Source organism: Pseudomonas sp. SK (assembly GCF_012975065.1).
Classification (GTDB): domain Bacteria; phylum Pseudomonadota; class Gammaproteobacteria; order Pseudomonadales; family Pseudomonadaceae; genus Aquipseudomonas; species Aquipseudomonas anuradhapurensis.
This window is the reverse complement of sequence record NZ_CP051857.1, coordinates 4,946,002-4,967,121: the sequence shown is the minus strand read 5'-3', so window position 1 is coordinate 4,967,121 and position 21,120 is coordinate 4,946,002. Positions and strand designations below refer to the sequence as shown.

Annotated in this window: 21 protein-coding genes; 4 read left to right on the top strand and 17 right to left on the bottom strand. The window is 66.1% G+C overall.

Features of this window, described 5'->3' with window-relative positions; translation table 11 throughout:
* A complete protein-coding gene (locus tag HG549_RS22715) occupies positions 1–306 on the top strand; it encodes a chaperone modulator CbpM (protein ID WP_170032959.1) in 306 nt (101 codons plus the stop codon).
* Between the two features lie 153 nt (positions 307–459).
* Here HG549_RS22715 and HG549_RS22710 read toward each other — a convergent pair whose 3' ends face one another.
* The 17 genes from HG549_RS22710 to cbiE form a co-directional block, all read right to left on the bottom strand.
* Positions 460–975, bottom strand: a complete 516-nt coding sequence (locus tag HG549_RS22710; RefSeq protein WP_170032957.1) for a GNAT family N-acetyltransferase — start codon at positions 973–975, stop codon at positions 460–462.
* Positions 976–1,006: 31 nt separating this feature from the next.
* Complete coding sequence (urtE, locus tag HG549_RS22705; RefSeq protein ID WP_170032955.1) at positions 1,007–1,705, bottom strand: urea ABC transporter ATP-binding subunit UrtE; 699 nt, start codon at positions 1,703–1,705, stop codon at positions 1,007–1,009.
* 146 nt (positions 1,706–1,851) lie between these two features.
* A complete protein-coding gene (gene urtD, locus HG549_RS22700; protein WP_170032953.1) occupies positions 1,852–2,709 on the bottom strand; it encodes an urea ABC transporter ATP-binding protein UrtD in 858 nt (285 codons plus the stop codon).
* Positions 2,706–3,785: an urea ABC transporter permease subunit UrtC gene (gene urtC, locus HG549_RS22695; RefSeq protein ID WP_170032951.1), complete on the bottom strand. Its 1,080-nt coding sequence runs from the start codon at positions 3,783–3,785 to the stop codon at positions 2,706–2,708. Before urtC ends, urtD begins: the two co-directional genes overlap by 4 nt.
* Positions 3,785–5,272, bottom strand: coding sequence for an urea ABC transporter permease subunit UrtB (urtB, locus tag HG549_RS22690; protein WP_170032949.1), 1,488 nt, complete (start codon positions 5,270–5,272; stop codon positions 3,785–3,787). Before urtB ends, urtC begins: the two co-directional genes overlap by 1 nt.
* A gap of 121 nt (positions 5,273–5,393) precedes the next feature.
* Positions 5,394–6,659, bottom strand: a complete 1,266-nt coding sequence (urtA, locus tag HG549_RS22685; protein WP_079229882.1) for an urea ABC transporter substrate-binding protein — start codon at positions 6,657–6,659, stop codon at positions 5,394–5,396.
* A 290-nt stretch (positions 6,660–6,949) separates the two neighbouring features.
* Complete coding sequence (gene cycA, locus HG549_RS22680) at positions 6,950–8,356, bottom strand: D-serine/D-alanine/glycine transporter (protein WP_170032947.1); 1,407 nt, start codon at positions 8,354–8,356, stop codon at positions 6,950–6,952.
* Positions 8,357–8,589: 233 nt separating this feature from the next.
* Complete coding sequence (locus HG549_RS22675) at positions 8,590–9,957, bottom strand: PepSY domain-containing protein (RefSeq protein WP_170032945.1); 1,368 nt, start codon at positions 9,955–9,957, stop codon at positions 8,590–8,592.
* 59 nt (positions 9,958–10,016) lie between these two features.
* On the bottom strand, positions 10,017–12,083 hold the full coding sequence (locus tag HG549_RS22670) for a TonB-dependent copper receptor (RefSeq protein ID WP_170032943.1): 2,067 nt from the start codon (positions 12,081–12,083) through the stop codon (positions 10,017–10,019).
* Positions 12,084–12,150: 67 nt separating this feature from the next.
* Positions 12,151–12,570 carry a DUF2946 domain-containing protein gene (locus tag HG549_RS22665; protein ID WP_170032941.1) on the bottom strand — a complete coding sequence of 140 codons (420 nt, stop codon included), beginning with the start codon at positions 12,568–12,570 and terminating at the stop codon, positions 12,151–12,153.
* A 22-nt stretch (positions 12,571–12,592) separates the two neighbouring features.
* Positions 12,593–13,078 (bottom strand): copper chaperone PCu(A)C, encoded by a 486-nt coding sequence (locus tag HG549_RS22660; RefSeq protein ID WP_170032939.1) that lies wholly within the window; start codon positions 13,076–13,078, stop codon positions 12,593–12,595.
* Between the two features lie 47 nt (positions 13,079–13,125).
* Positions 13,126–13,515: a DUF2946 domain-containing protein gene (locus tag HG549_RS22655; protein ID WP_170032937.1), complete on the bottom strand. Its 390-nt coding sequence runs from the start codon at positions 13,513–13,515 to the stop codon at positions 13,126–13,128.
* Positions 13,516–13,722: 207 nt separating this feature from the next.
* The gene (locus HG549_RS22650) at positions 13,723–14,577 is read right to left on the bottom strand and encodes an SPFH domain-containing protein (protein WP_170032935.1); all 855 of its coding nucleotides are present in this window, start codon (positions 14,575–14,577) and stop codon (positions 13,723–13,725) included.
* A 26-nt stretch (positions 14,578–14,603) separates the two neighbouring features.
* Positions 14,604–15,038 carry an NfeD family protein gene (locus HG549_RS22645; RefSeq protein WP_170032933.1) on the bottom strand — a complete coding sequence of 145 codons (435 nt, stop codon included), beginning with the start codon at positions 15,036–15,038 and terminating at the stop codon, positions 14,604–14,606.
* A 238-nt stretch (positions 15,039–15,276) separates the two neighbouring features.
* Positions 15,277–15,996 carry a cobalt-precorrin-6A reductase gene (locus HG549_RS22640; protein WP_170032931.1) on the bottom strand — a complete coding sequence of 240 codons (720 nt, stop codon included), beginning with the start codon at positions 15,994–15,996 and terminating at the stop codon, positions 15,277–15,279.
* Complete coding sequence (locus HG549_RS22635; protein ID WP_170032929.1) at positions 15,993–17,087, bottom strand: cobalt-precorrin-5B (C(1))-methyltransferase; 1,095 nt, start codon at positions 17,085–17,087, stop codon at positions 15,993–15,995. The genes HG549_RS22640 and HG549_RS22635 overlap by 4 nt, the downstream gene beginning before the upstream one ends.
* Positions 17,080–18,291 (bottom strand): precorrin-6y C5,15-methyltransferase (decarboxylating) subunit CbiE, encoded by a 1,212-nt coding sequence (gene cbiE / locus HG549_RS22630; protein WP_170032927.1) that lies wholly within the window; start codon positions 18,289–18,291, stop codon positions 17,080–17,082. The genes HG549_RS22635 and cbiE overlap by 8 nt, the downstream gene beginning before the upstream one ends.
* Positions 18,292–18,437: 146 nt before the next feature.
* On the opposite strand from cbiE, the gene cobG reads away from it, so the two are divergent.
* Genes cobG through HG549_RS22615 form a run of 3 tightly spaced genes read left to right on the top strand, consistent with a single transcriptional unit; the run spans position 18,438 to position 21,119 of the window.
* Complete coding sequence (gene cobG / locus HG549_RS22625; protein ID WP_170034305.1) at positions 18,438–19,769, top strand: precorrin-3B synthase; 1,332 nt, start codon at positions 18,438–18,440, stop codon at positions 19,767–19,769.
* Positions 19,762–20,388, top strand: a complete 627-nt coding sequence (locus HG549_RS22620; RefSeq protein WP_170032925.1) for a precorrin-8X methylmutase — start codon at positions 19,762–19,764, stop codon at positions 20,386–20,388. The genes cobG and HG549_RS22620 overlap by 8 nt, the downstream gene beginning before the upstream one ends.
* Positions 20,385–21,119: a precorrin-2 C(20)-methyltransferase gene (locus HG549_RS22615; RefSeq protein WP_170032923.1), complete on the top strand. Its 735-nt coding sequence runs from the start codon at positions 20,385–20,387 to the stop codon at positions 21,117–21,119. The genes HG549_RS22620 and HG549_RS22615 overlap by 4 nt, the downstream gene beginning before the upstream one ends.
* Position 21,120: the final 1 nt, after the last annotated feature.

The window sequence follows — 21,120 nt, the reverse complement described above, 5'->3', positions numbered from 1 at the left end:
ATGAGCAGCACCCTGATCGTTCAACTGGACATGCGTACCTTGTGTCAGGAGGCCGACCTCACGGCTGACTGCGTGATCGAAATCGTCGAGCACGGCATTGTCGAACCCTCCGGGCGAACGCCGGAGGACTGGTTGTTCGACGATCAGGCGCCGCTGCTGGCCAAGCGCGCGGCCAAGCTGCACGAGGAGCTGGAGCTGGAGTGGGAAGGGGTGGCCCTGGCGCTGGAGCTGTTGCAGGAAGTGCGGCAGTTGCGCAGCGAGAACAGCATGCTGAGGCAGCGCTTGGGCAGGTTCATCCAGATGTGAGCTGCTGCGAATGATGGGCTTGTGTAGGAGCGGATTTATCCGCGATGGGCTGCAAGGCAGCCCCAGATCGCCGCTCTGGATCAAGACTGTCGGGGCTGCTTTGCAGCCCATCGCGGATAAATCCGCTCCTACAGGGGGCGCACTAGCGCTGTATCAGTTGGGTTCAGCCCCTGGGTTCAGCACCAGTTGCATGAAGGTCAAGTCCAGCCAGCGGCCAAACTTCACCCCCACCTGGGGCATCTGCCCGGTCACCACGAAGCCCAGGCGCTGATGCAGGCGCACCGACGCGGCATTACCGCTTTCGATGGCCGCTACCATCACATGCTTGCCGCAACCACGCGCACGCTCTATCAGTGCCGCCATCAGCTGCGGCCCCAGGCCTTTGCCACGCTGGTCGCCACGGATATACACCGAGTGTTCCACGGTATGGCGAAAGCCCTCGAACGGCCGCCAGTCGCCAAACGAGGCATAGCCGAGCACGCCGCTGTCATCCACCGCCACCAGGATCGGGTAGCCCTGCTGCGCCCGTGATTCGAACCAGGCCTGGCGGTTGCCCAGGTCCACCGGGGTTTCGTTCCAGATCGCCGTGGTGTTGCGCACCGCGTCGTTGTAGATGTCGAGGATGCCCGCCACGTCGGTGGGCAGGGCGTCGCGGATGTGGTGAGTCATGACAATGTCTCGCAGGTTCGTTGGGCGCAGGTTAAATGGTTACCAGCCCGCGCACACCTTCCGCCTGCATGTTTTCGCCACGGCCACGCTGGATGATCTCGCCACGGGCCATCACCAGGTACTGGTCGGCCAGCGCCTCGGCGAAATCATAGAACTGCTCCACCAGCAGGATGGCCATGTCGCCACGTTCGGCCAGGCGGCGGATGACCGCGCCGATTTCCTTGATCACCGAAGGCTGGATGCCTTCGGTCGGCTCGTCGAGGATCAGCAGGCGCGGGCGGCTGGCCAGGGCTCGGCCGATGGCCAGCTGTTGCTGCTGGCCGCCGGAGAGGTCGCCGCCACGGCGTTGCTTCATCTGCTCGAGTACCGGGAACAGCTCGTAGATGAACGCTGGCACTTCACGGGCTTCGCGGGCGGGGAAGCGCGACAGGCCCATCAGCAGGTTTTCCTCGACGCTCAGGCGCGGAAAGATCTCGCGGCCCTGGGGTACGTAGGCGATGCCGGCATGGACCCGTTGCTGGGGTTTGAGTGCGGTGATCGGCTTGCCTTCCCATTCGATGCTGCCGTCGCGCACGGGTACCAGGCCCATCAGGCAACGCAGCAGGGTGGTCTTGCCCACCCCGTTGCGCCCCAGCAGGCAGGTGATTTCACCGACCCTGGCTTCGAAGGACAGGCCGCGCAGGATGTGGCTGCCGCCGTAATACTGGTGCAGGGTGTCGATCTTGAGCATGTGTGTATTCCTGAAATTGTTGCTGTGCCTGTGCCGGCGCTTTCGCGGGCTCGCCCGCTCCCACAGCTACTGCACAGCTCTGGAAGCTGGTGCAAAACCTGTGGGAGCGGGCAAGCCCGCGAAGAGGCCGGCACAGGTTTCCATGGCTAGCGGCCCAGATACACCTCGACCACCCGCTCATCCGCCTGCACCTGCGCCAGCGACCCTTCCGCCAGCACACTGCCCTGGTGCAGCACGGTCACATGGTCGGCAATGCTGCCGACAAAGCCCATGTCATGCTCCACCACCATCAGCGAGTGCTTGCCGGCCAGGCCCTTGAACAGCTCGGCGGTGAACTCGGTCTCGGCATCGGTCATGCCGGCTACCGGCTCGTCCAGCAACAGCAGTTGCGGCTCCTGCACCAGCAGCATGCCGATCTCCAGGAACTGCTTCTGCCCGTGCGACAGCAGGCCCGCCTGGCGTTGGGCCAGCGGCAGCAGGCGCAAGGTGGTCAGCACCTCGTCGATGCGCTGGCGCTGTTCACCGTTCAGGCGCGCGGCCAGGCTGGCCCACACCGACTTGTCGGTCTTCAACGCCAGCTCCAGGTTCTCGAACACGCTCAGTGCTTCGAACACCGTGGGCTTCTGGAACTTGCGCCCGATCCCGGCCTGGGCGATCTGGTATTCGCTCATGCGGGTCAGGTCGAGGGTGTCGCCGAAGAAGGCGCTGCCGGTGTCGGGCCGGGTCTTGCCGGTGATCACGTCCATCATCGTGGTCTTGCCGGCACCGTTGGGGCCGATGATGCAGCGCAGTTCGCCGACACCGATGTACAGGTTCAGCGCGTTGAGGGCCTTGAAGCCGTCGAAGCTGACGCTGATGTCTTCAAGGCTGAGCACCGTGCCATGGCGGGTGTCCAGGCCAGCCTTGCGGCTCTGGCCCAGGCCGATCGCATCGCGGCCGCTGCCGAGGGTGTCGAACACCGGTTCGAGCATGAATTCCGGGTGGACCGGGGGCACGCCTCTCATGGCTGGCTCCTTTTCTTCAGCAGGCCCACCACACCTTTGGGCAGGTACAGGGTGACCAGGATGAACAGCGCGCCGAGGAAGAACAGCCAGAACTCCGGGAAGGCCACGGTGAACCAGCTTTTCATGCCATTGACCAGGCCGGCACCGAGCAGCGGGCCGAGCAGCGTGCCGCGCCCGCCCAACGCCACCCACACGGCGGCTTCGATGGAATTGGTCGGCGACATTTCGCCAGGGTTGATGATGCCCACCTGCGGCACGTACAGCGCGCCGGCCAGGCCGCACAACACGGCACTGAGCACCCACACCAGCAGCTTGAAACCGCGCGGGTCGTAGCCGCAGAACATCAGGCGGTTTTCCGCGTCGCGTACGGCGGTGAGCAGGCGGCCGAACTTGCTGCGGGTCAGGCCCCAGCACAGGTACAGGCTGGCCAGCAGCAGGCCGACGGTGCACAGGAACAGCACGGCACGGGTACCCTGGGCGGCGATGTCGAAACCGAGGATGGTGCGAAAGCTGGTGAAGCCGTTGTTGCCGCCAAAGCCGGTCTCGTTGCGGAAGAACAGCAGCATGCCAGCGAAGGTCAGGGCCTGGGTCATGATCGAGAAGTACACGCCCTTGATGCGTGAGCGGAAGGCGAACCAGCCGAATACCAGCGCCAGCAGCCCGGGTGCCAGCACCACCAGGCACAAGGCCCAGGCGAAGTGCTGGGTGCCGGCCCAGTACCAGGGCAGTTCGCTCCACGACAGAAAGGTCATGAACCCCGGCAGGCCGTCACCGGCGGCCTGGCGCATCAGGTACATACCCATGGCGTAGCCACCGAGGGCGAAGAACAGGCCGTGGCCCAGCGACAGCAACCCGGCATAGCCCCAGACCAGGTCCAGCGCCAGGGCCACGATGGCGTAGCAGAGGATCTTGCCGACCAGGGTCAGGGTGTAGGCCGACACCTGCAGGGCATGCTCCGCCGGCAACAGCGACAGCAGCGGCAGGGTTACCAGCAGCAGGACGACGACGGCGCCGATGGCCAGCGACAGGCGCGGCCCGGCCTTTTGCGTAGCAGTGACAAGCAGTGGCTGGTTCATCAGTCGATTACCCGTCCCTTGAGGGCGAACAGGCCTTGCGGGCGCTTCTGGATGAACAGAATGATCAACGCAAGGATGAGGATCTTGCCCAGTACCGCACCGATCTGCGGTTCCAGCAGCTTGTTGGCTATCCCTAGGCCGAAGGCTGCCCACAGGCTGCCGGCCAGCTGGCCGACACCACCGAGCACCACCACCAGGAACGAGTCGATGATGTAGCTCTGGCCGAGGTCGGGGCCGACGTTGCCGACCTGGCTCAGGGCCACGCCGCCCAGCCCGGCGATGCCCGAGCCGAGGCCGAAGGCGAGCATGTCGACGCGCCCGGTGGAAACGCCGCAGCAGGCTGCCATGTTGCGGTTCTGGGTAACCGCACGCACGTTCAGGCCCAACCGCGTGCGGTTGAGCAGCAGCCAGGTGAGCAGCACCACGGCCAGGGCGAAGCCGATGATCACCAGGCGGTTGTACGGCAGCACCAGGTTGGGCAGCAGCTGGATGCCACCGGACAGCCAGGCCGGGTTGCTGACTTCGACGTTCTGCGCGCCGAACAGCAGGCGGATGGCCTGGATCAGGATCAGGCTGATGCCCCAGGTCGCCAGCAGGGTTTCCAGGGGGCGGCCATAGAGATGGCGGATCACCGTGCGCTCCAGGGCCATGCCGACCCCGGCGCTGACGGCGAAGGCCACCGGCAGGGCGAGCAGCGGGTAGAACTCGATGGCGCCGGGGGCGTAGCGCTGCAGCAGCACCTGGACCATGTAGGTGCTGTAGGCACCGAGCATGAGCATTTCGCCGTGGGCCATGTTGATCACCCCGAGCAGGCCGAAGGTGATCGCCAGGCCCAGGGCCGCCAGCAGCAGGATCGAACCCAGCGACAGGCCGCTGAATGCCTGGCCGAGCAGTTCGCCGACCAACAGCTTGCGCTGCACCTGGGCCAGGCTGGTTTCGGCTGCGGTGCGTACGCCCGGGTCGGCTTCCGCGCCCGGTTGCAGCAGGGCTTCGAGGCGGGTGCGCGCCAATGGGTCACCGGTTTCGCCGAGCAGGCGCACGGCAGCCAGGCGTACGGCCGGTTCGCTGGCGCCCAGTTGCAGGTTGGCCAGCGCCAGGCCGAGGGCTGCGTGTACGGCAGCGTCCGGCTCAGTGGCGAAGCGTCGGTCGAGGAAGGCCATCTGCGCCGGCTGCGCGCTCTTTTGCAACTGTTGGGCGGCGGCCAGGCGCGTGGCGCTGTCATCGCTGAGCAACTGGTGGCTGGCCAGGGCGTTGTCGATCAGGCCGCGCAGGCGGTTGTTCAGGCGCACCTTGCGGGTGTCGTCGGCGCCGATGCGGCCTTGGCGCAAGTTCTGCAGCAGCGGCAGGCGCGCAGCATCCGGCTGCGCTGCCCAGCCTTCGAGCAGTTGGGCCTGCTCGGCGGGCTTGGCGCTGAGGAAGAATTCGCCCTCGCTGGCCTGGGTGGCCAGGGGTAATAGCAGGAGCAGGGTGAGCAGCAGTCTGAGCATGCGGGCAATCCTGGAAATCGGGGTTGGATTCTTCGCGGGCATGCCCGCTCCCACAGGTACAGCAGAGGCCCGGTGGGAGCGGGCGCGCCCGCGAATAGGCTGCAAAGCAGCCCCAATGCACTCAGTTACCTTTCACTGCATAGTCAGGCCGCTTGTCATTCCCCGGAATGAACGGGCTCCAAGGCTGCGCCCGCAGCGGCTGCTCGGTTTCCCATACCACACTGAACTGGCCGTCATCCTGGATCTCGCCGATCATCACCGGCTTGTGCAGGTGGTGGTTGGTCTTGTCCATGGTCAGGGTGAAGCCCGACGGTGCCTTGAAGGTCTGCCCGGCCAGTGCCTCGCGCACCTTGTCGACGTCGGTGGACTTGGCCTTCTCGGCGGCCTGGGCCCACATGTGGATACCCACGTAGGTGGCCTCCATCGGGTCGTTGGTCACCGCCTTGTCTGCACCCGGCAAGCCCTTGGCCTTGGCGTAGGCCTTCCAGTCGGCGACGAACTTCTGGTTGACCGGGTTATCCACCGACTCGAAGTAGTTCCACGCCGCCAGGTGCCCCACCAGCGGCTTGGTGTCGATGCCGCGCAGCTCTTCTTCGCCCACCGAGAACGCCACCACCGGCACATCGGTAGCCTTCAGGCCCTGGTTGGCCAGTTCCTTGTAGAACGGCACGTTGGAGTCGCCGTTGACGGTGGAGATGACCGCGGTCTTGCCGCCGGCGGAGAACTTCTTGATGTTGGCGACGATGGTCTGGTAATCGGCATGGCCGAACGGGGTGTAGACCTCTTCGATGTCCTTGTCGGCCACGCCCTTGCTGTGCAGGAAGGCGCGTAGGATCTTGTTGGTGGTACGCGGGTAGACGTAGTCGGTGCCCAGCAGGAAGAAGCGCTTGGCGCTGCCGCCGTCTTCGCTCATCAGGTATTCGACGGCCGGGATGGCCTGCTGGTTGGGCGCAGCGCCGGTATAGAACACGTTCGGCGACATTTCTTCGCCCTCGTACTGCACCGGGTAGAACAGCAGGCCGTTGAGCTCTTCGAACACCGGCAGCACGGATTTGCGCGACACCGATGTCCAGCAGCCGAACACCACCGCGACCTTGTCCTGGGTCAGCAGCTGGCGGCTCTTTTCAGCGAACAGCGGCCAGTTGGAGGCTGGGTCGACCACCACCGGTTCGAGCAGCTTGCCATTCACGCCGCCCTTGGCGTTGATCTCGTCGATGGTCATCAGCGCCATGTCCTTGAGCGAGGTCTCGGAAATCGCCATGGTCCCGGACAGCGAATGCAGGATGCCGACCTTGATGGTCTCGGCGGCCTGGATACTCCAGCTCAGGCCCATCGCCGCGATCGATGCGCTGAGGGTAAAGGCCTTGATCAGACTGCGACGCTTCATGTGCTCTCTCCGCTGAGTTTTTTTTAGGGTGTTGGGCAAGCGGAGAGGGGTGTTGCAAGGGGTGTGCCTGGTGGCTCGAGGCCCCTATTAGAGGGGTTGTGCGAGGTGTTGGGGCGTGGGTTGGATCCAGGTTGGTGCCTGGGGGATTGGTGTGCACAGGATTGGGGCCGCTGTGCGGCCCATCGCGACACAAGGCCGCTCCTACAGGGAAGCGCGCACCTCAGGGAAACGCGTACGCCTGTAGAAGCGGCCTTGTGTCGCGATGGGCTGCACAGCAGCCCCCGAGGCCATCAGCCGTTACGCACCGCCGTGCGCGGATGGCGCTTGCTGCGTACGAACTGGTAGGTCACCGCCAGCAGCACGAACCAGATCGGCGTCACCAGCAACGCCGAGCGCGTGTCTGCCTCCAGGCTCAGCAACACCAGAATGAAGGCGAAGAACGCCAGGCACACGTAGCACATGAAGCGCCCGCCAGGCATCCTGAATTTCGACGCCTGGTGCAGCGCCGCGCGGTGCTTGCGGTACTGCAGGTACGACAGCAGGATCAGCGTCCAGACGAACATGAACAACACCGCCGAAACGGTGGTGATCAGGGTAAATGCTTCGATCACGTTGGGCACCAGGTAGATCATCACCGCCCCCAGCAGCAGGCAGGTGCAGGAGAAGTACAGCCCGTTGGCCGGCACCGAGCGGCTCGACAGCTTCTCGAACGCCCCGGGTGCATCACCCTCCTGCGCCAGGCCATATAGCATGCGGCTGGTGGAGAACACGCCGCCGTTGGCCGACGAAGCCGCCGAGGTCAGCACCACGAAGTTGATGATGCTTGCCGCCGCCGGCAGGCCGGCCAGCACGAACAGTTCGACGAACGGGCTCTTGCCCGGCACCACATCGCGCCAAGGGGTCACGGCCATTATCGCGATCAGGGCCAGCACGTAGAACATGATGATCCGCACCGGGATCGAGTTGATCGCCCGTGGCAGGGTGCGTTCCGGGTTCTTCGCTTCGGCGGCGGTGGTGCCCACCAGCTCGATCCCGACGAAGGCGAACACGGCGATCTGGAACCCGGCAAAGAAGCCCATCAGGCCGTTGGGGAACATGCCGCCATCGTTCCACAGGTTGGCCAGTTGCGCAGTGCGCCCGCTGGGCGATGTGAAGCCGCTGATGACCATGTACAGGCCGGTCGCGACCAGGCCGAGAATGGCGACGATCTTGACCAGGGCAAACCAGAACTCCAGCTCACCGAACATCTTCACCGTCACCAGGTTGAGTGACAGCAGCACGCCCACGCAGGCCAGGGCCGGGATCCACTGTGGCAGCTCGGGGAACCAGAACTGGGTATAGGCGGCAATGGCGACCACGTCGGCGATGCCGGTGACCACCCAGCAGAACCAGTAGGTCCAGCCGGTGAAATAGCCGGCCCAGGGGCCCAGCAGGTCGGCGGAGAAGTCGATGAACGACTTGTAGTTGAGGTTCGACAGCAGCAGTTCGCCCATGGCGCGCATGACGAAGAACAGCATGAAGCCGATCAGCATGTAGACGAAGATGATCGACGGCCCGGCCAGGCTGATGGTCTTGCCCGAGCCCATGAACAGGCCGGTGCCGATGGCGCCGCCGATGGCGATCAGCTGGATGTGACGGTTGGTCAGGTTGCGTTGCAGATGTGGCTCATCTGGCGGGGTGGGTGAAGTTTGCGTCATGGGCTGCATTCCATTGGACAATCGGTCGTCTTGGCGGAGGTAGCCGGCTAGGCTAACACGCACGTTCCAGATTGGCGCGCGACAGATCGACTCGACTTTTGGGTAGCAGTGTTTTGCCTGTGCCGGCCTCTTCGCGGGCTTGCCCGCTCCCACAGGTACGCCACAGGCGTCGAAATCTGTGATGATCTTGTCGGCGCGGGCGAGCCCGCGAAGAGGCCGGCACAGGCCAACACTCAAGCGCTGGCCAGCACCCGGCCGCGCCTGACCACCAGGCTATCCACCAGCCACATCACCACCATCGACACCCCCACCAGCGGAAACACCACCCCCAGCACCAGCATCACCGCCACTGCCGTCTTCCAGCGCGGCAGGTCATGGCGCAGCGGTGGCACGCCCAGCCCGCCTTGCGGCCGGCGCTTCCACCACATCACCAGCCCGCTCACCGAGCCCAGCAGGATCATCAGGCATACCAGCAGGATGATGACCTGGTTCAGCGCCCCGAACATCTTGCCTTCATGCAGCATCACCCCCAGCTCGGTGGCCCGCGCTACCGTGCTGTAGTCCTGCCAGCGCACGTCGGCCAGGACCTTGCCGGTGTACTGGTCGACATGCAGGGTGGCGTCGTTGCGGGGGTCGTCGGCGAACACTGCGATGGTGAACACACCGTCGGCCGTGATCGGCAGGGTGATGCTGTAGCCCGGTTCGACCTGGCGCGCGCTGGCGATGTCCTCGACCTGTTGCACGCTCACCTGCGGAGCGGCGGGCCGCTCCGACATCATGTGATGCCCGGCGTGTTCGGCGTGCGCACCGGACTGCGGCATTGGCGTGTTCTCCACCGCCCAGGGCACGGTCTGGCGGTGCGCATTGTTCAATTCACCCGCCTGCTGGTCCGACTTGGGTACGTCGTTCCACATGGCCGCCGGAAAGCGGTTCCACAGATCGGCGTATTGCTTGCCCCACAGGCCGGTCCAGGTCATGCCGCTGAGCAGCATCAGCAACAGCAAGGCCGAGCCCCAGAACCCCGTCACTGCATGCAGGTCGCGCCACAACAGGCGGCCGCGCGCCGATAGCCGTGGCCACAATACGCCGGCGCCGTTGCGCCCGCGTGGCCACCACAGATACAGGCCCGACACCACCAGTACGATGCCCCAGCCCGCAGCCAGCTCCACCAGGCGGTCGCCGAGCGTGCCGACCATCAATTCACCATGCAGGGCGCGGGCAATGGCCTGCAGGTTCTGCTTGCCGTCCTGCTCGCCGAGAATCCTGCCGCTGTAAGGGTCGACGAACACGTTCAGTTCACGCCCACCGTCATGCACCACGAACTGCGCGCTGCGCTCGGCGTTCAGCGGCGGCAGGTACTGGCCGACGTGGCCCTTGGGATAGGCCTGGCGCACTTCGGCCAGCAGCGTGTCGGCGCCCTGCCGGTGATGGCCGGCTTCGACCACCATCAGGTCGCGGTACAGCAGCGGGTCGAGTTGCGGCTTGAACAGGTAGATGATACCGGTAACCGCCAGCAGGATCATGAACGGGGCCACGAACAGCCCGGCATAGAAGTGCCAACGCCAGGCCAGGTTGTAGAAATTGATGCGTGTTCCTCTCATGGGAACCTCCAGTTTTACCAGCTGAAGGACGCAACACCAGGTTGCGCCCGCGGTTGTTGTCAGAAGCTGAAATCGACCTTGGTCCAGAACGTCCGGCCTGGCTCGTTCACCGGTTGTGGGTCGGTGGCCGGGTAGCCGAACCCGGCGTTGCCGGCCAGGTTCAGGTGCTCGGCGTAGGTCTTGTCGAACAGGTTGTCGACCCCGGCGCTGAGCTTGAGGTGGTTGCTGACCTTGTAGGCGCCATTGAGCGAGAACACGCCGAAGCCGGCGCTGTCGTCGTAGTCCTTGCCGACCACATTGCCCTGGTTCTCGGCGATGCGGTTCTGCGCCGCCGCCAGCCGCCACAGCGTACCCACGCTCCATACATCGCGGCTGTAGGTCAGGCCCAGGCGGCTCTCGAGGGGCGGCATCTGCGGCAGTGCCGTACCGTCGCTGCTGTTCTTGCCCCAGGCGTAGGCCAGGGTGGCGTCGGCCTTCCAGTGGTCGGTCAGCTGATAGGCCGCCCCCAGTTCGCCACCCATGATGCGGGCGTCGATGTTCCGTGCCTGCGAAGTGCTCATGCCCATCATGCCGCTGCGGTAGTCGAACAGGATGTAGTCGCGGATCTGCCCGACATAGCCCGAAGCCCAGGCCTCAAGGCGCTCGGTGCGGTACTGGATACCGAAGTCGAGCTGGGTGGTCTTCTCTGGCTTGATACCGTCGAAGGCGTTGGCCGCACCGGGTGGTGCCAGCTTGGGCGAGAACAGCTCCCAGTAGTCGGGGAAACGCTGGGCATGGCCAAGGCCGACATAGGTGGTGGCCGGGACGGCTGCCAGGTCGTGCTCGTAGCGGACAAAGCCGCTCGGCAGGGTGTCGGCGCGGGTGTCGCCATTGGTCGCGCTGTTTGCGCGGAAGTCGCGGGCCGAGGCGCGGTCCAGGCGGGCACCGGTAATCAGGCGGTCTTCACCGCTGACGTACCAGGTCAGTTCGCCAAAGGCGCCGTAGTTGTGGAAGTCGGCGTCCTTGGTCCAGGCCTGGCCCTTGTGGGCATCCACGCCCATGCCGCCGCGTTTGCGGTGTTCGTTGGTCTGCGCGTCGATGCCACCGATCAGCTGCACATCGGCCCAGCGCCAGGTGGCCTTGATGCGTGCGCCCAGGGTGCGGCGGTCGACGTTGCTGACCATTGGCATGCCCATCATGCCGCTGCCCGACGGTGTACGCAGGCTGTAGTTGTCCATCACATGGTCGGCGTAGTTGTAGTAGACCTGCGTCTCGACCTTGTCGAGCACCTCGCCGAGGTTGGACTTTTCAAAACGCAGCCCCAGGCTTTCGCGCTTGAACTGCGAGCCGTCCATGCCGCGCCCGGCATAGCGAGCCTCACCGTCGCCCTTGCCGGCGGTGAGCTCCAGCAAGGTGTCCTGGTCGGGCGTCCAGCCGAGGGCGACATCGCCGTTCCACTTGTCCCAGCGGGATGGCACGGTGTTGTCGCTGCCGTCGTGGTAGTCATCCGAGCGCGACTGGTTGCCGACAAAGCGGGCGTAGGCCTGGCGGTTGCCGGCGGCGGCGTCCAGTACCTTGTCGAAGCGGCCGTTGGAGCCGGCCAGCAGGCTGGCGTTGACCCGGCTGCCGAGGCTGCCGAACCGCTCCGGCTCGCGCTCGAAGAGGATGGTGCCTGCCGAGCCGCCTGGGCCCCAGATCACGCTTTGCGGGCCTTTGATCACGGTCAGGCGGTCGTAGGTTTCCGGTGAAATGTACGAGGTGGGCGCGTCCATGCGGTTCGGGCAGGCGCCGAGCATCAGCCCGCCATTGGTGAGGATGTTCAGGCGCGAGCCGAACATGCCGCGCAATACCGGGTCGCCGTTGGTACCGCCGGCGCGGATGGCGGAAAACCCCGGGATGGTTTTCAGATAGTCGGCGCCGTCGCTGGCCGGCACTGGCTGGCGCGGGTCTTTCGGGTTGGTGACCACGGTCAGCGGCGAACTCGGGGCTACGGCGGTGATTACCGTCGGCCTCAGCTCAGGTGCGTCGTGGGCATGGCCTTCATGGCCGGGTTCGGCGGCCAGTGCTACGGGCGCGAGCAGCGAGCCGCACACGGCGGCGAGGGCCCCACGCAGGGACCAGGCAAAAACAGGGGTGCAGCCGGACATAATGATTCCAGTCGATCAGTCATGAGTCGGCACGAAGCCGCCTGGCTCCGTGCAAAAAATGGTGTGGTCAGACGTTGATCGAGGAGGGAGGGGCGCGGCTGCGCGCGCCGGGGAATACAGCCTGCCGGGCATGGCCCTGGCGCGTGGGAGCGAGCAGTTGGGTGGTGGCAACGACGCTGTCGGCGCAGAGCGGGCTGAGTGCCTGCGGCAGGGCCGGGCAGTTGAACAGCAGGCTGCAATAACCGCACTTTTCCCACATCACATGCAGCTGGCCATCGCCAGCCTGGCCGTGATGGGTGTCGCCAGCATGCTGATGGCCGGCCGCCATCGGCATGCTCATGCCAGCAGGGTGGTCCATCGGCATCGACTGGGAAATCAGCGGGCCGATGAAGATCATCCACATGGCGAACAGGCTCAGCCATACGCCACCGGCGCGCCTGCGTTCAGGGCGGGTGGTACGGCTGGAGCTGTGGCGCGGCAGGCTCATGGCGAGTGCCTGTCAGCGGGTGTCAGTGCGCGTGTTCGTGGGCTTGCGGCGGGTCCGCTGGCGCCTGCTTCTGCACGGCCACTTCAACGGTGATGTCGCCGGCCTTCTCGAAGTGCAGGGTCAGCGGGAAACGCTTGCCATCGCTGAGCAGGCTGCGGTCCCTGGGCTGCATCAGCATCACGTGGTAGGCGCTGGGGGCGAAGGTCAGGTCCTTGCCGGCGGGCACCACCACGCTGGGCACCTGCTGCATCTTCATGGCGCCGCTGGCGCTCATGGCATGTTCGTGCAGTTGCGCATCGTCAGTGATCGGGCTGTCGACACCGAGCAGGCGGTCGTCGGCCTGGCCATTGTTGTGAACCACGAAGTACGCCGCGACGTTGGGCGCGTTGGGAGGCAGCTGCAGCGACCAGGGGTGGGCGATATGCAGGTCGCCCACGCTGTATTCGTGGGCATTGGCAAAGGCGCCGGGCAGCAGCAGGGCGGCCACGACGAGGGCGTGCTTGAGCATGGTGAATCTCCGTTTCTGTTCAGGTTCAGGCAGACAGCGTGATGAACTCAGGCCAGCGGAGAGGCACGGGGGTTGAGGGCCGGCCACAGTTGGCGCGGCGTGGGTTGATTAGCGGCGGCAGGTGGCGGCAGCCCGGCGAAGCGTATCGGCGGGTTGTGCAACTGCGGCGGGTAACTGGGCAGGGCCAGCAGCGGCGCGGCGCCAGAGCAGCACCAGCAATTCATCGGGCTGGCGCTGTCGTCGCTCTGCGGGCCGAGGTCGATCTTGGCCAGGGCCTGGACGTCGACCTTGGCCTTGTTGGCCATGCTGGAACAGAAAGCCCCCCACAGCAGCTGTTCGGCCGGGCCCTTGGGCGCAGCAGAGGACAGCGGCATGGCCAGCAGGTTGAACAGCACTGCGAGGCAGGCTATCCAGGCGATGTGCCGACGTGGGGGCATGGAGAGATCCGGTCAGGAATCGTGGTGGCTATTGTAAGGCCGAGTATAGGTAAAAATGGCGGGGTGCGGTGAAGTGACGCAGGTGGGCAGTTGAAGCGGTGTCGCCTGCTTCGCGGGCTCGCCCGCTCCCACAGGATTACCTACAGCCTTGAGAGCGGTGGTGTACCAGTGGGAGCGGGCAAGCCCGCGAAGAAGGCCAAACCAATCTCAAGCCTTGCTACGCCCCATCAGCCCACGCACGGTCTCCTGCAGGTCTGCCGGCAACACCACCACCTTGGCGTTGCTGCTGCCCGCCAGGTTTTCCATCGCCCCTACATAGCGCTCGCCCAGCAGGTACATCGCCGGCACGGTCTCGTTGCCGACCGCGTCCTTGACCAGCGAAATCGCCCGCGCCGAGGCTTCGGCCAGGCTGATCTGCGCTTCGGCATCCAGCCTGGCAGCCTGCAAGCGGGCTTCTGCTTCCAGGATCGCCGCCTGCTTGGCCCCTTCGGCGCGGGTTACATCGGCCTTGCGCTCACGCTCGGCGGCCGCCTGGCGCTCCATGGCCAGTTGCATGTTCTCGGAAGGTTTGATGTCCTGGATTTCCACCGAGCGCACGGTCACGCCCCAATCTTCGGTCTGCTCGGACATGGCTTCACGCAGGCGCGCCTTGATCTGCTCGCGGCTGGACAGCGCTTCGTCCAGGTCCATGGCACCGACGATGGCGCGCAGCGAGGTCATGGTCAGGCTGGTGACGGCGAACGAGAAGTTCTGCACGCCGTAGGAGGCCTTCTGCGGGTCGACCACCTTGGCGAAGCACAGGGCGTTGGCGACGATCACCGCGTTGTCGCGGGTGATGATTTCCTGCTCTTGCACATCGAGGATGATGTCCTTGGTCGGCAGGCGGTAGGCGACCACGTCCATGTAGGGGATGACGATGTTCAGGCCGGGCTTGAGCGTGCTGTGGTAACGGCCAAGGCGCTCGACGATCCATTCCTCGCCCTGGGGCACGATACGCACCCCCTTGAACACGGTGATCAGGACGAACAGGGCGATGGCGGCGACGACGATGAGGCTGGTCATGACAGGCAATTCCTTTTGGTGCAGGTTCAGGCCCGGATGACCCGGGCGGTATTCCCTTCGATGGCGGTAAGGCGTACCCGCTCGCCGGCGGCGATCTCGCTGTCGGCGATGCAGGTCCATTCTTCGTTGCCGAGAACTGGCTTCTGGAAGCGTACCCGGCCTTTCTGGAACTCCGAGACGGCAGCGGTCAGCAGCCCGACTTCACCGATTACGCTGTCTGCGGTCCAGCGTACATCCGGTTTGCGCCGGAACAGCTTGAACCACAGTGCCGTGGTGATTGACGAGAGCAGCACCCACAGCAGTACCTGCATGTCCAGATGCAGGCTGGGAGCGGCCAGCGAGATAAGCGAAACCAGCACGGCACCGATGCCGAACCAGAGGATGAAGAACGTCGGCAGGACCAGTTCGAGCAGCATCAGCGCGATGCCGAAGACCAGCCAGATCCACCATTGCATGTCCATATGGGTAGCGCCTTCCAGAGGGAGGAGGCGAGTTTAAGGCAGCAGGGCGGCAGAGGGCCACCTGAAGGCTGAACGAAAAGCCCGAAATGGCTGTAGGACTATCTTCTGAGAAGTGACGCAATCTCGTGTAGGAGCGGCCTTGTGTCGCGATCGGGCTGCGTAGCAGCCCCAGGAGTTCAGCACTGCACACGAAATTGCTGGGGCTGCTGCGCAGCCCGCTCGCGACACAAGGCCGCTCCTACAGGCCGAGTGCTGCAGCCAGGTCATGCAGCGATGCGAATACCCGGTCCACAGCTGGCAGCACCGGGCGCTTCAGCACCAGCACCGGCACGCCCAGCTCCCGCGCCACCTCCAGCTTCGGTTCGGTCGCCACGCTGCCGCTGTTCTTGCTGATCAGCACATCGATGCCACGACGCTGGAACAAGGCCCGCTCATCGTCGATATGGAACGGCCCACGCGCGCCAATCACTTCACAGCGCTCGTTGCCAGGGCACGCTTCCAGCGCGCGCAAGGTCCAGAACTGCTCGGGCGGAATTTCCGCCAGGTGCTGCAGCGGCTCACGCCCCAGGGTGAACAGCGGCCTGCGGAACGGCTTGAGGGCGTCGATCAACCCGGCCCAGTCGTCGACCTCGCGCCAGTCGTCCCCCGGCCGTGCCTGCCAGGCCGGGCGGCGCAATGCCCAGCAGGCGATACCGGCGCTGCGTGCCGCGATGGCGGCATTGCGGCTGATCTGCGCGGCGTAGGGGTGGGTGGCATCGATCAGCAAGCTGATGCCCGCCTCGCGCAGGTAGCCGGCCAGGCCCTCGGCACCGCCAAAGCCGCCTACCCGCACCTGGCATTGCAGGTCCTGCGGCACGCGGCCGATGCCGGCCAGGCTGTAGACGTGCTGCGGGCCAAGGCGGCGAGCGATGGCCAGGGCTTCGGTGATGCCGCCCAACAGCAGGATGCGCCCGTTCATGGCACGCCCGCCCGGCCAACGATGCCGCCCTGGCGGTCGATGGCGAATACCTCCACGTGCACCTCGGCCGGCACGATGCTGCGGGCGAAGGCCAGGGCATGGGCGCAAACCGCATCACCCAGCGTAATGCCGGCGGCATGGGCCAGGGCCAGGGCCTGCTGGCTGGTGTTGGCTGCCCGGATCGCCGCCTGCAGCGCTTCGTCAGCGCCGATGTCCGCAGCCCAGCCGGCCAGTTGCGGCAAGTCGATGCTGGAATGACGGCTGTGCAGGTCCATGTGCCCGGCCGCCAGCTTGCTGATCTTGCCGAAGCCGCCACACAGGGTCAGGCGTGGTACTGGCACCTTGCGCAGGTGCTTGAGCACCGCGCCGACGAAGTCACCCATTTCGATCAGGGCGATTTCCGGCAGGCCGTAGACCCGGCGCATGGTGTCTTCGCTGGCGTTGCCGGTGCAGGCGGCAATATGCGTGTAGCCATTGGTATGGGCGACGTCGATGCCTTGGTGGATCGAGGCGATGTAGGCCGCACAGGAAAACGGCCGGACGATGCCGCTGGTGCCGAGGATCGACAGCCCGCCAAGAATACCCAGGCGCGGGTTCATGGTTTTCAGCGCCAGCTGCTCACCGCCCTGCACATTGACGGTGACCTCGAAGCCACCGGCATAACCGCATTCGTCCGCCAGGCTTTGCAGGTGTTCGCTGATCATGCGCCGCGGCACCGGGTTGATGGCCGGCTCACCCACGGCCAGCACCAGCCCCGGGCGGGTCACGGTACCGACGCCGGTGCCGGCGACAAAGCGGATGCCCGCTTCGGCCAGCAGGCGCACCTGGCTGTAGAGCAGGGCGCCGTGGGTCACGTCCGGGTCGTCACCGGCATCCTTCAGCGTCCCCGCCTCGGCGCTTTCGCCGTTCAGGCGGCAGAACTCCAGGCGCATCTGCACCACCTTGCCCTTGGGCAGGGTGATACTCACGGCATCGCTGCTTGTGCCGCTCAGCAGCAGGCGAGCGGCTGCCAGGCTGGTGGCGGTGGCGCAGCTGCCGGTGGTCAGGCCGCTGCGCAGGGGGGCGGGCTGTTCACGGGTTTCTTCACGCATCGGCGGGCTTCACGACGTCCAGCAGGGTGATCGGCAGCGCCTGGCGCCAGGTGTCGAAGGCGCCCAGTGGCTGGGCATGCGCGACGTGGATGCGGGTCAGCTCACCGCCGTGGCGTTCGCGGAACTGCGCCAGGGCCAGTTCGCTCTGCAGGGTCACTGCATTGGCTACCAGGCGGCCGCCGGGGCGCAGGCTTGCCCAGCACAGGTCGAGCACGCCGTCGCGGGTGACGCCGCCGCCGATGAAGATGGCGTCGGGTTGTTCCAGGCCGTGCAGTGCTGCCGGGGCCTTGCCGCGTACCAGTTGCAGGCCGGGTACCCCCAGCGCATCGCGGTTGTGCTCGATAAAACCCTGGCGACCCTCGTCGGCCTCGATGGCCAGGGCCCGACAGGCGGGGTGGGCGCGCATCCATTCGATACCGACCGAGCCACAGCCCGCGCCGACGTCCCACAATAGTTCGCCGGGCTGCGGCGCCAGGCGGGCGAGGGTAATGGCACGGACATCGCGCTTGGTCAGCTGGCCGTCGTGGCGGAAGGCGCTGTCCGGCAGCCCGGCGAGGCGGTGCAGGCGAGGGGCATGTGGCGCGGCCCGGCATTCGATGGCCACCAGGTTGAGCGCAGCGACCTGGGCATGTGGCCAGTCCTCGGCAGAGCCGGAAAATTCACGTTCCGCTGCCCCGCCCAGATGCTCGAACACCCGCAGCCGGCTCGGCCCGAAACCACGCTCGCGCAACAGCGCAGCAATCGCCGCCGGGCTGTCGCCGTCGTTGCTCAGCACCAGCAGGCGCGCGCCACTGTGCAGCTGGGTATTCAGTGCAGACAGCGGGCGGGCGACCAGTGACAGCACCTGCACGTCCTGCAGTGGCCAACCCAGGCGGGCGGCGGCCAGGGCGCAGGACGAGGGCATCGGTAGCACGTGCATTTCTGTTTCAGGCACCTGGCGTGCCAGGCTGGCACCGACGCCGTAGAACATCGGATCGCCGCTGGCCAGCACGCACACCGGTTCGCCGCGCAGGGCCAGCACCGGGGCGAGGGAGAACGGGCTCGGCCAACCCAACCGCTCGCCGGCCACGCAGCGCGGCAGCAGGGCCAGCTGGCGCGGGCTGCCGAAGATCCGTGCCGCGCCCAGCAGCGCGCGCCGGGCTTGCTTGCCCAGGCCGCTGAAGCCGTCTTCGCCGATGCCTACTACTGTCAGCCAGGGTGCCATGTATACCTCTTCAGAATCTTGGGGGCCGCTGCGCGCCCGCAAAATTTCAGCGCAAACTCGAATGATGCTCGACCACCGGCTTTTCATGCCGCCGGACAAAGCAGGCATAATACCGCGCCTTCTACACTCAAGCGCATTTTCACAGACTGCCGGATACCCCATTGACGCAGGCCCATACCCCCCAAGTAACGCCCCGCCCCTCGGCCTGTCCGGGGTTGTGGCGTATCGTCAGTGCCCGGGATGGCGGTATTTGCCGCATCAAGCTGGCGGGTGGCCTGCTGCTCGCCGACCAGGCCGACGCGGTGGCGACGGCGGCCGAGCGTTTTGCCGGCGGCGTGATCGAGGCCACCAACCGCGGCAACCTGCAGATCCGCGGCATCGGCAGCGACCACCAGGGCCTGGTCGAGACCTTGCTCGCTGCCGGCCTGGGCCCGCGTGATGCCGCTGGCGACGATGTGCGTAACCTGATGCTCAGTCCGCTGGCTGGCCATGATCCGGCCATGCTGCTGGACGCTCGGCCGCTGGCCGGGCAGATCCTCGACCTGCTGGAAGGTACCCCGCGCTTTCATCAGCTGTCGGCCAAGTTCGCCGTGCAGCTGGATGCCGGCGAGCGCCTGGCCATGCTCGAACATCCTCATGACCTGTGGCTGTCTGCCCTGCATCTGCAGCAGCAGACCTGGCTGGCGTTCGGCCTGGCGGGCTGCCCGGCTGACGGCCAGGTGCTCGGCGCGGTGCCACTGGAGCAAGGCCTGACACTGGTGCGTGCCGTGCTGGAACGCTTCCTCGACCTGGCCACCCCGGCCCAATCGCGCATGCGCCAGTTGCTCGCAGTGTGTTCGCCAAGCGATTTCATCGACGGCCTTGGCCTGGCCATCCGCCGCGATGCCGCCGTGCTCGGCTGGCGACGTGAAGCGTACGATGCCCCATGGCTGGGTGTGCTGCCCCAGGCGCAGGGGCTGGCCTTGGGCGTTGCCCCGCCGCAGGGCCGCCTGACCCCGGCCATGCTGCGCGGGGCCGCCCGTGTCGCCCGTGAACTGGGCGATGGCAGCCTGCGCCTGAGCCCTTGGCAAAGCCTGGTGCTGACCAATATCCAGGCGCAAGCCGTCGCCCAGGCCCAAGCCGCCCTGGGCGCCCTGGGCCTGCTGTGCCACGCCCATGAGCCGCTGGCCCGGATCAATGCCTGCGCTGGCAGCAGTGGCTGCGCCAAGGCCCTCGGCGAAACCAAGGCCGACGCCGTTACCCTGGCCGCGCTGCTCGGCCCGGGTGCACCTGGCAGCGTGCACTTGTCCGGTTGCCCCCGATCCTGCGCCGTGGCCCATGTTGCCCCGGCCACCCTGCTGGCCCGCTCGCCGGGCCGTTATGACCTGTACCTGCGTGATGCCAGCCAGCCGGGCTTCGGCGCCCTGCGCGCCACCGACCTTACCTTGAATGAAGCAGGCGCCATGCTCGACCTGCCGACGGAGCACCTTGATGATTGACTACATCCGCGATGGCCAGGAGATCTATCGCAATTCCTTCCGGATCATCCGTGAGGAAGCCCGACTCGAGCGGATCCCCGCAGACCTCGAAAAGCTCGCCGTGCGGGTGATTCACGCCTGCGGCATGGTCGAGGCCATCGATGGCCTGCAGTTCTCCGAAGGCGCCGGCCGCGCCGGGCGCGAAGCGCTGCAGAGGGGGGCGCCGATCCTGTGCGATGCGCACATGGTGGCCGAAGGCATCACCCGGGCGCGCCTGCCAGCCGACAACCAAGTGATCTGCACCCTGCGCGACCCGAGCGTGCCGGGCCTGGCGAAAGACGCCGGCAATACCCGCTCCGCCGTGGCCCTGGAGCTTTGGCGGCCGTACCTGGAAGGCAGCGTGGTGGTGATCGGCAATGCCCCCACTGCATTGTTCTACCTGCTGGAAATGCTCGACGCCGGTGCGCCCAAGCCGGCGTTGATCCTCGGCTTCCCGGTCGGCTTCGTCGGCGCCGCCGAGTCCAAGGCGATGCTCGCCGCAGACAGCCGTGGCGTGCCGTTCGTGATCATGCAGGGCCGCCTGGGCGGCAGCGCGATGGCCGCTGCCGCGGTCAACGCCCTGGCCACGGAGGTAGAATGATGGCGCCGCGTGGACGTCTGCTCGGCCTCGGCGTAGGCCCTGGCGACCCTGAACTGATTACCCTGAAAGCCCTGCGCCTGCTGCGTGAAGCGCCGGTGGTCGGCTATTTTGTGGCCAAGGGCAAGCGCGGCAATGCCTTTGGCATCATCGAGGCGCACCTGCAGCCCGAGCAGACCCTGCTGCCGCTGGTCTACCCGGTCACCACCGAAGCCCTGCCGGCGCCGTTGTCCTATGAACAGGTGATCAGCGATTTCTATGACGAGGCCAGCGTGCAAGTGGCCGAGCACCTGGATGCCGGCCGCGACGTGGCGGTGATCTGCGAAGGCGACCCGTTCTTCTACGGTTCCTACATGTACCTGCACGACCGCCTGGCGCAGCGCTATGAGGCCGAAGTGGTGCCCGGCGTCTGTTCGATGCTCGGTGGTGCCTCGGTACTGGGCGCGCCGCTGGTGTATCGCAACCAGAGCCTGTCGGTGCTGTCTGGCGTGTTGCCCGCCGAAGAGCTTCGCCGTCGCCTGGCCGACGCCGATGCGGCGGTGATCATGAAGCTTGGCCGCAACTTCCCCAAGGTACGCGAGGTGCTGGCTGAACTGGGCCTGGACGGCCGCGCGCTGTATGTAGAGCGGGCGACCATGGCCAACCAGAAGATCGTGCCGCTGGATCAGGTCGACCCACAGTCGTCGCCGTACTTCTCGCTGATCATCGTGCCGGGTGAAAAATGGCAGGGCTGAA

Bases quoted from the DNA above. Each gene is read 5' to 3' on its own strand.
- HG549_RS22715 (WP_170032959.1), top strand. From the start codon at position 1: ATGAGCAGCACCCTGATCGTTCAACTGGACATGCGTACCTTGTGTCAG.
- HG549_RS22640 (WP_170032931.1), bottom strand. From the start codon at position 15,996: ATGAACGGGCGCATCCTGCTGTTGGGCGGCATCACCGAAGCCCTGGCC.
- urtE (WP_170032955.1), bottom strand. From the start codon at position 1,705: ATGCTCAAGATCGACACCCTGCACCAGTATTACGGCGGCAGCCACATC.
- cbiE (WP_170032927.1), bottom strand. From the start codon at position 18,291: ATGGCACCCTGGCTGACAGTAGTAGGCATCGGCGAAGACGGCTTCAGC.
- urtD (WP_170032953.1), bottom strand. From the start codon at position 2,709: ATGAGAGGCGTGCCCCCGGTCCACCCGGAATTCATGCTCGAACCGGTG.
- HG549_RS22645 (WP_170032933.1), bottom strand. From the start codon at position 15,038: ATGGACATGCAATGGTGGATCTGGCTGGTCTTCGGCATCGCGCTGATG.
- urtC (WP_170032951.1), bottom strand. From the start codon at position 3,785: ATGAACCAGCCACTGCTTGTCACTGCTACGCAAAAGGCCGGGCCGCGC.
- HG549_RS22675 (WP_170032945.1), bottom strand. From the start codon at position 9,957: ATGAGAGGAACACGCATCAATTTCTACAACCTGGCCTGGCGTTGGCAC.
- urtA (WP_079229882.1), bottom strand. From the start codon at position 6,659: ATGAAGCGTCGCAGTCTGATCAAGGCCTTTACCCTCAGCGCATCGATC.
- HG549_RS22660 (WP_170032939.1), bottom strand. From the start codon at position 13,078: ATGCTCAAGCACGCCCTCGTCGTGGCCGCCCTGCTGCTGCCCGGCGCC.
- HG549_RS22655 (WP_170032937.1), bottom strand. From the start codon at position 13,515: ATGCCCCCACGTCGGCACATCGCCTGGATAGCCTGCCTCGCAGTGCTG.
- HG549_RS22710 (WP_170032957.1), bottom strand. From the start codon at position 975: ATGACTCACCACATCCGCGACGCCCTGCCCACCGACGTGGCGGGCATC.
- cycA (WP_170032947.1), bottom strand. From the start codon at position 8,356: ATGACGCAAACTTCACCCACCCCGCCAGATGAGCCACATCTGCAACGC.
- HG549_RS22650 (WP_170032935.1), bottom strand. From the start codon at position 14,577: ATGACCAGCCTCATCGTCGTCGCCGCCATCGCCCTGTTCGTCCTGATC.
- HG549_RS22665 (WP_170032941.1), bottom strand. From the start codon at position 12,570: ATGAGCCTGCCGCGCCACAGCTCCAGCCGTACCACCCGCCCTGAACGC.
- HG549_RS22620 (WP_170032925.1), top strand. From the start codon at position 19,762: ATGATTGACTACATCCGCGATGGCCAGGAGATCTATCGCAATTCCTTC.
- HG549_RS22670 (WP_170032943.1), bottom strand. From the start codon at position 12,083: ATGTCCGGCTGCACCCCTGTTTTTGCCTGGTCCCTGCGTGGGGCCCTC.
- urtB (WP_170032949.1), bottom strand. From the start codon at position 5,272: ATGCTCAGACTGCTGCTCACCCTGCTCCTGCTATTACCCCTGGCCACC.
- HG549_RS22615 (WP_170032923.1), top strand. From the start codon at position 20,385: ATGATGGCGCCGCGTGGACGTCTGCTCGGCCTCGGCGTAGGCCCTGGC.
- HG549_RS22635 (WP_170032929.1), bottom strand. From the start codon at position 17,087: ATGCGTGAAGAAACCCGTGAACAGCCCGCCCCCCTGCGCAGCGGCCTG.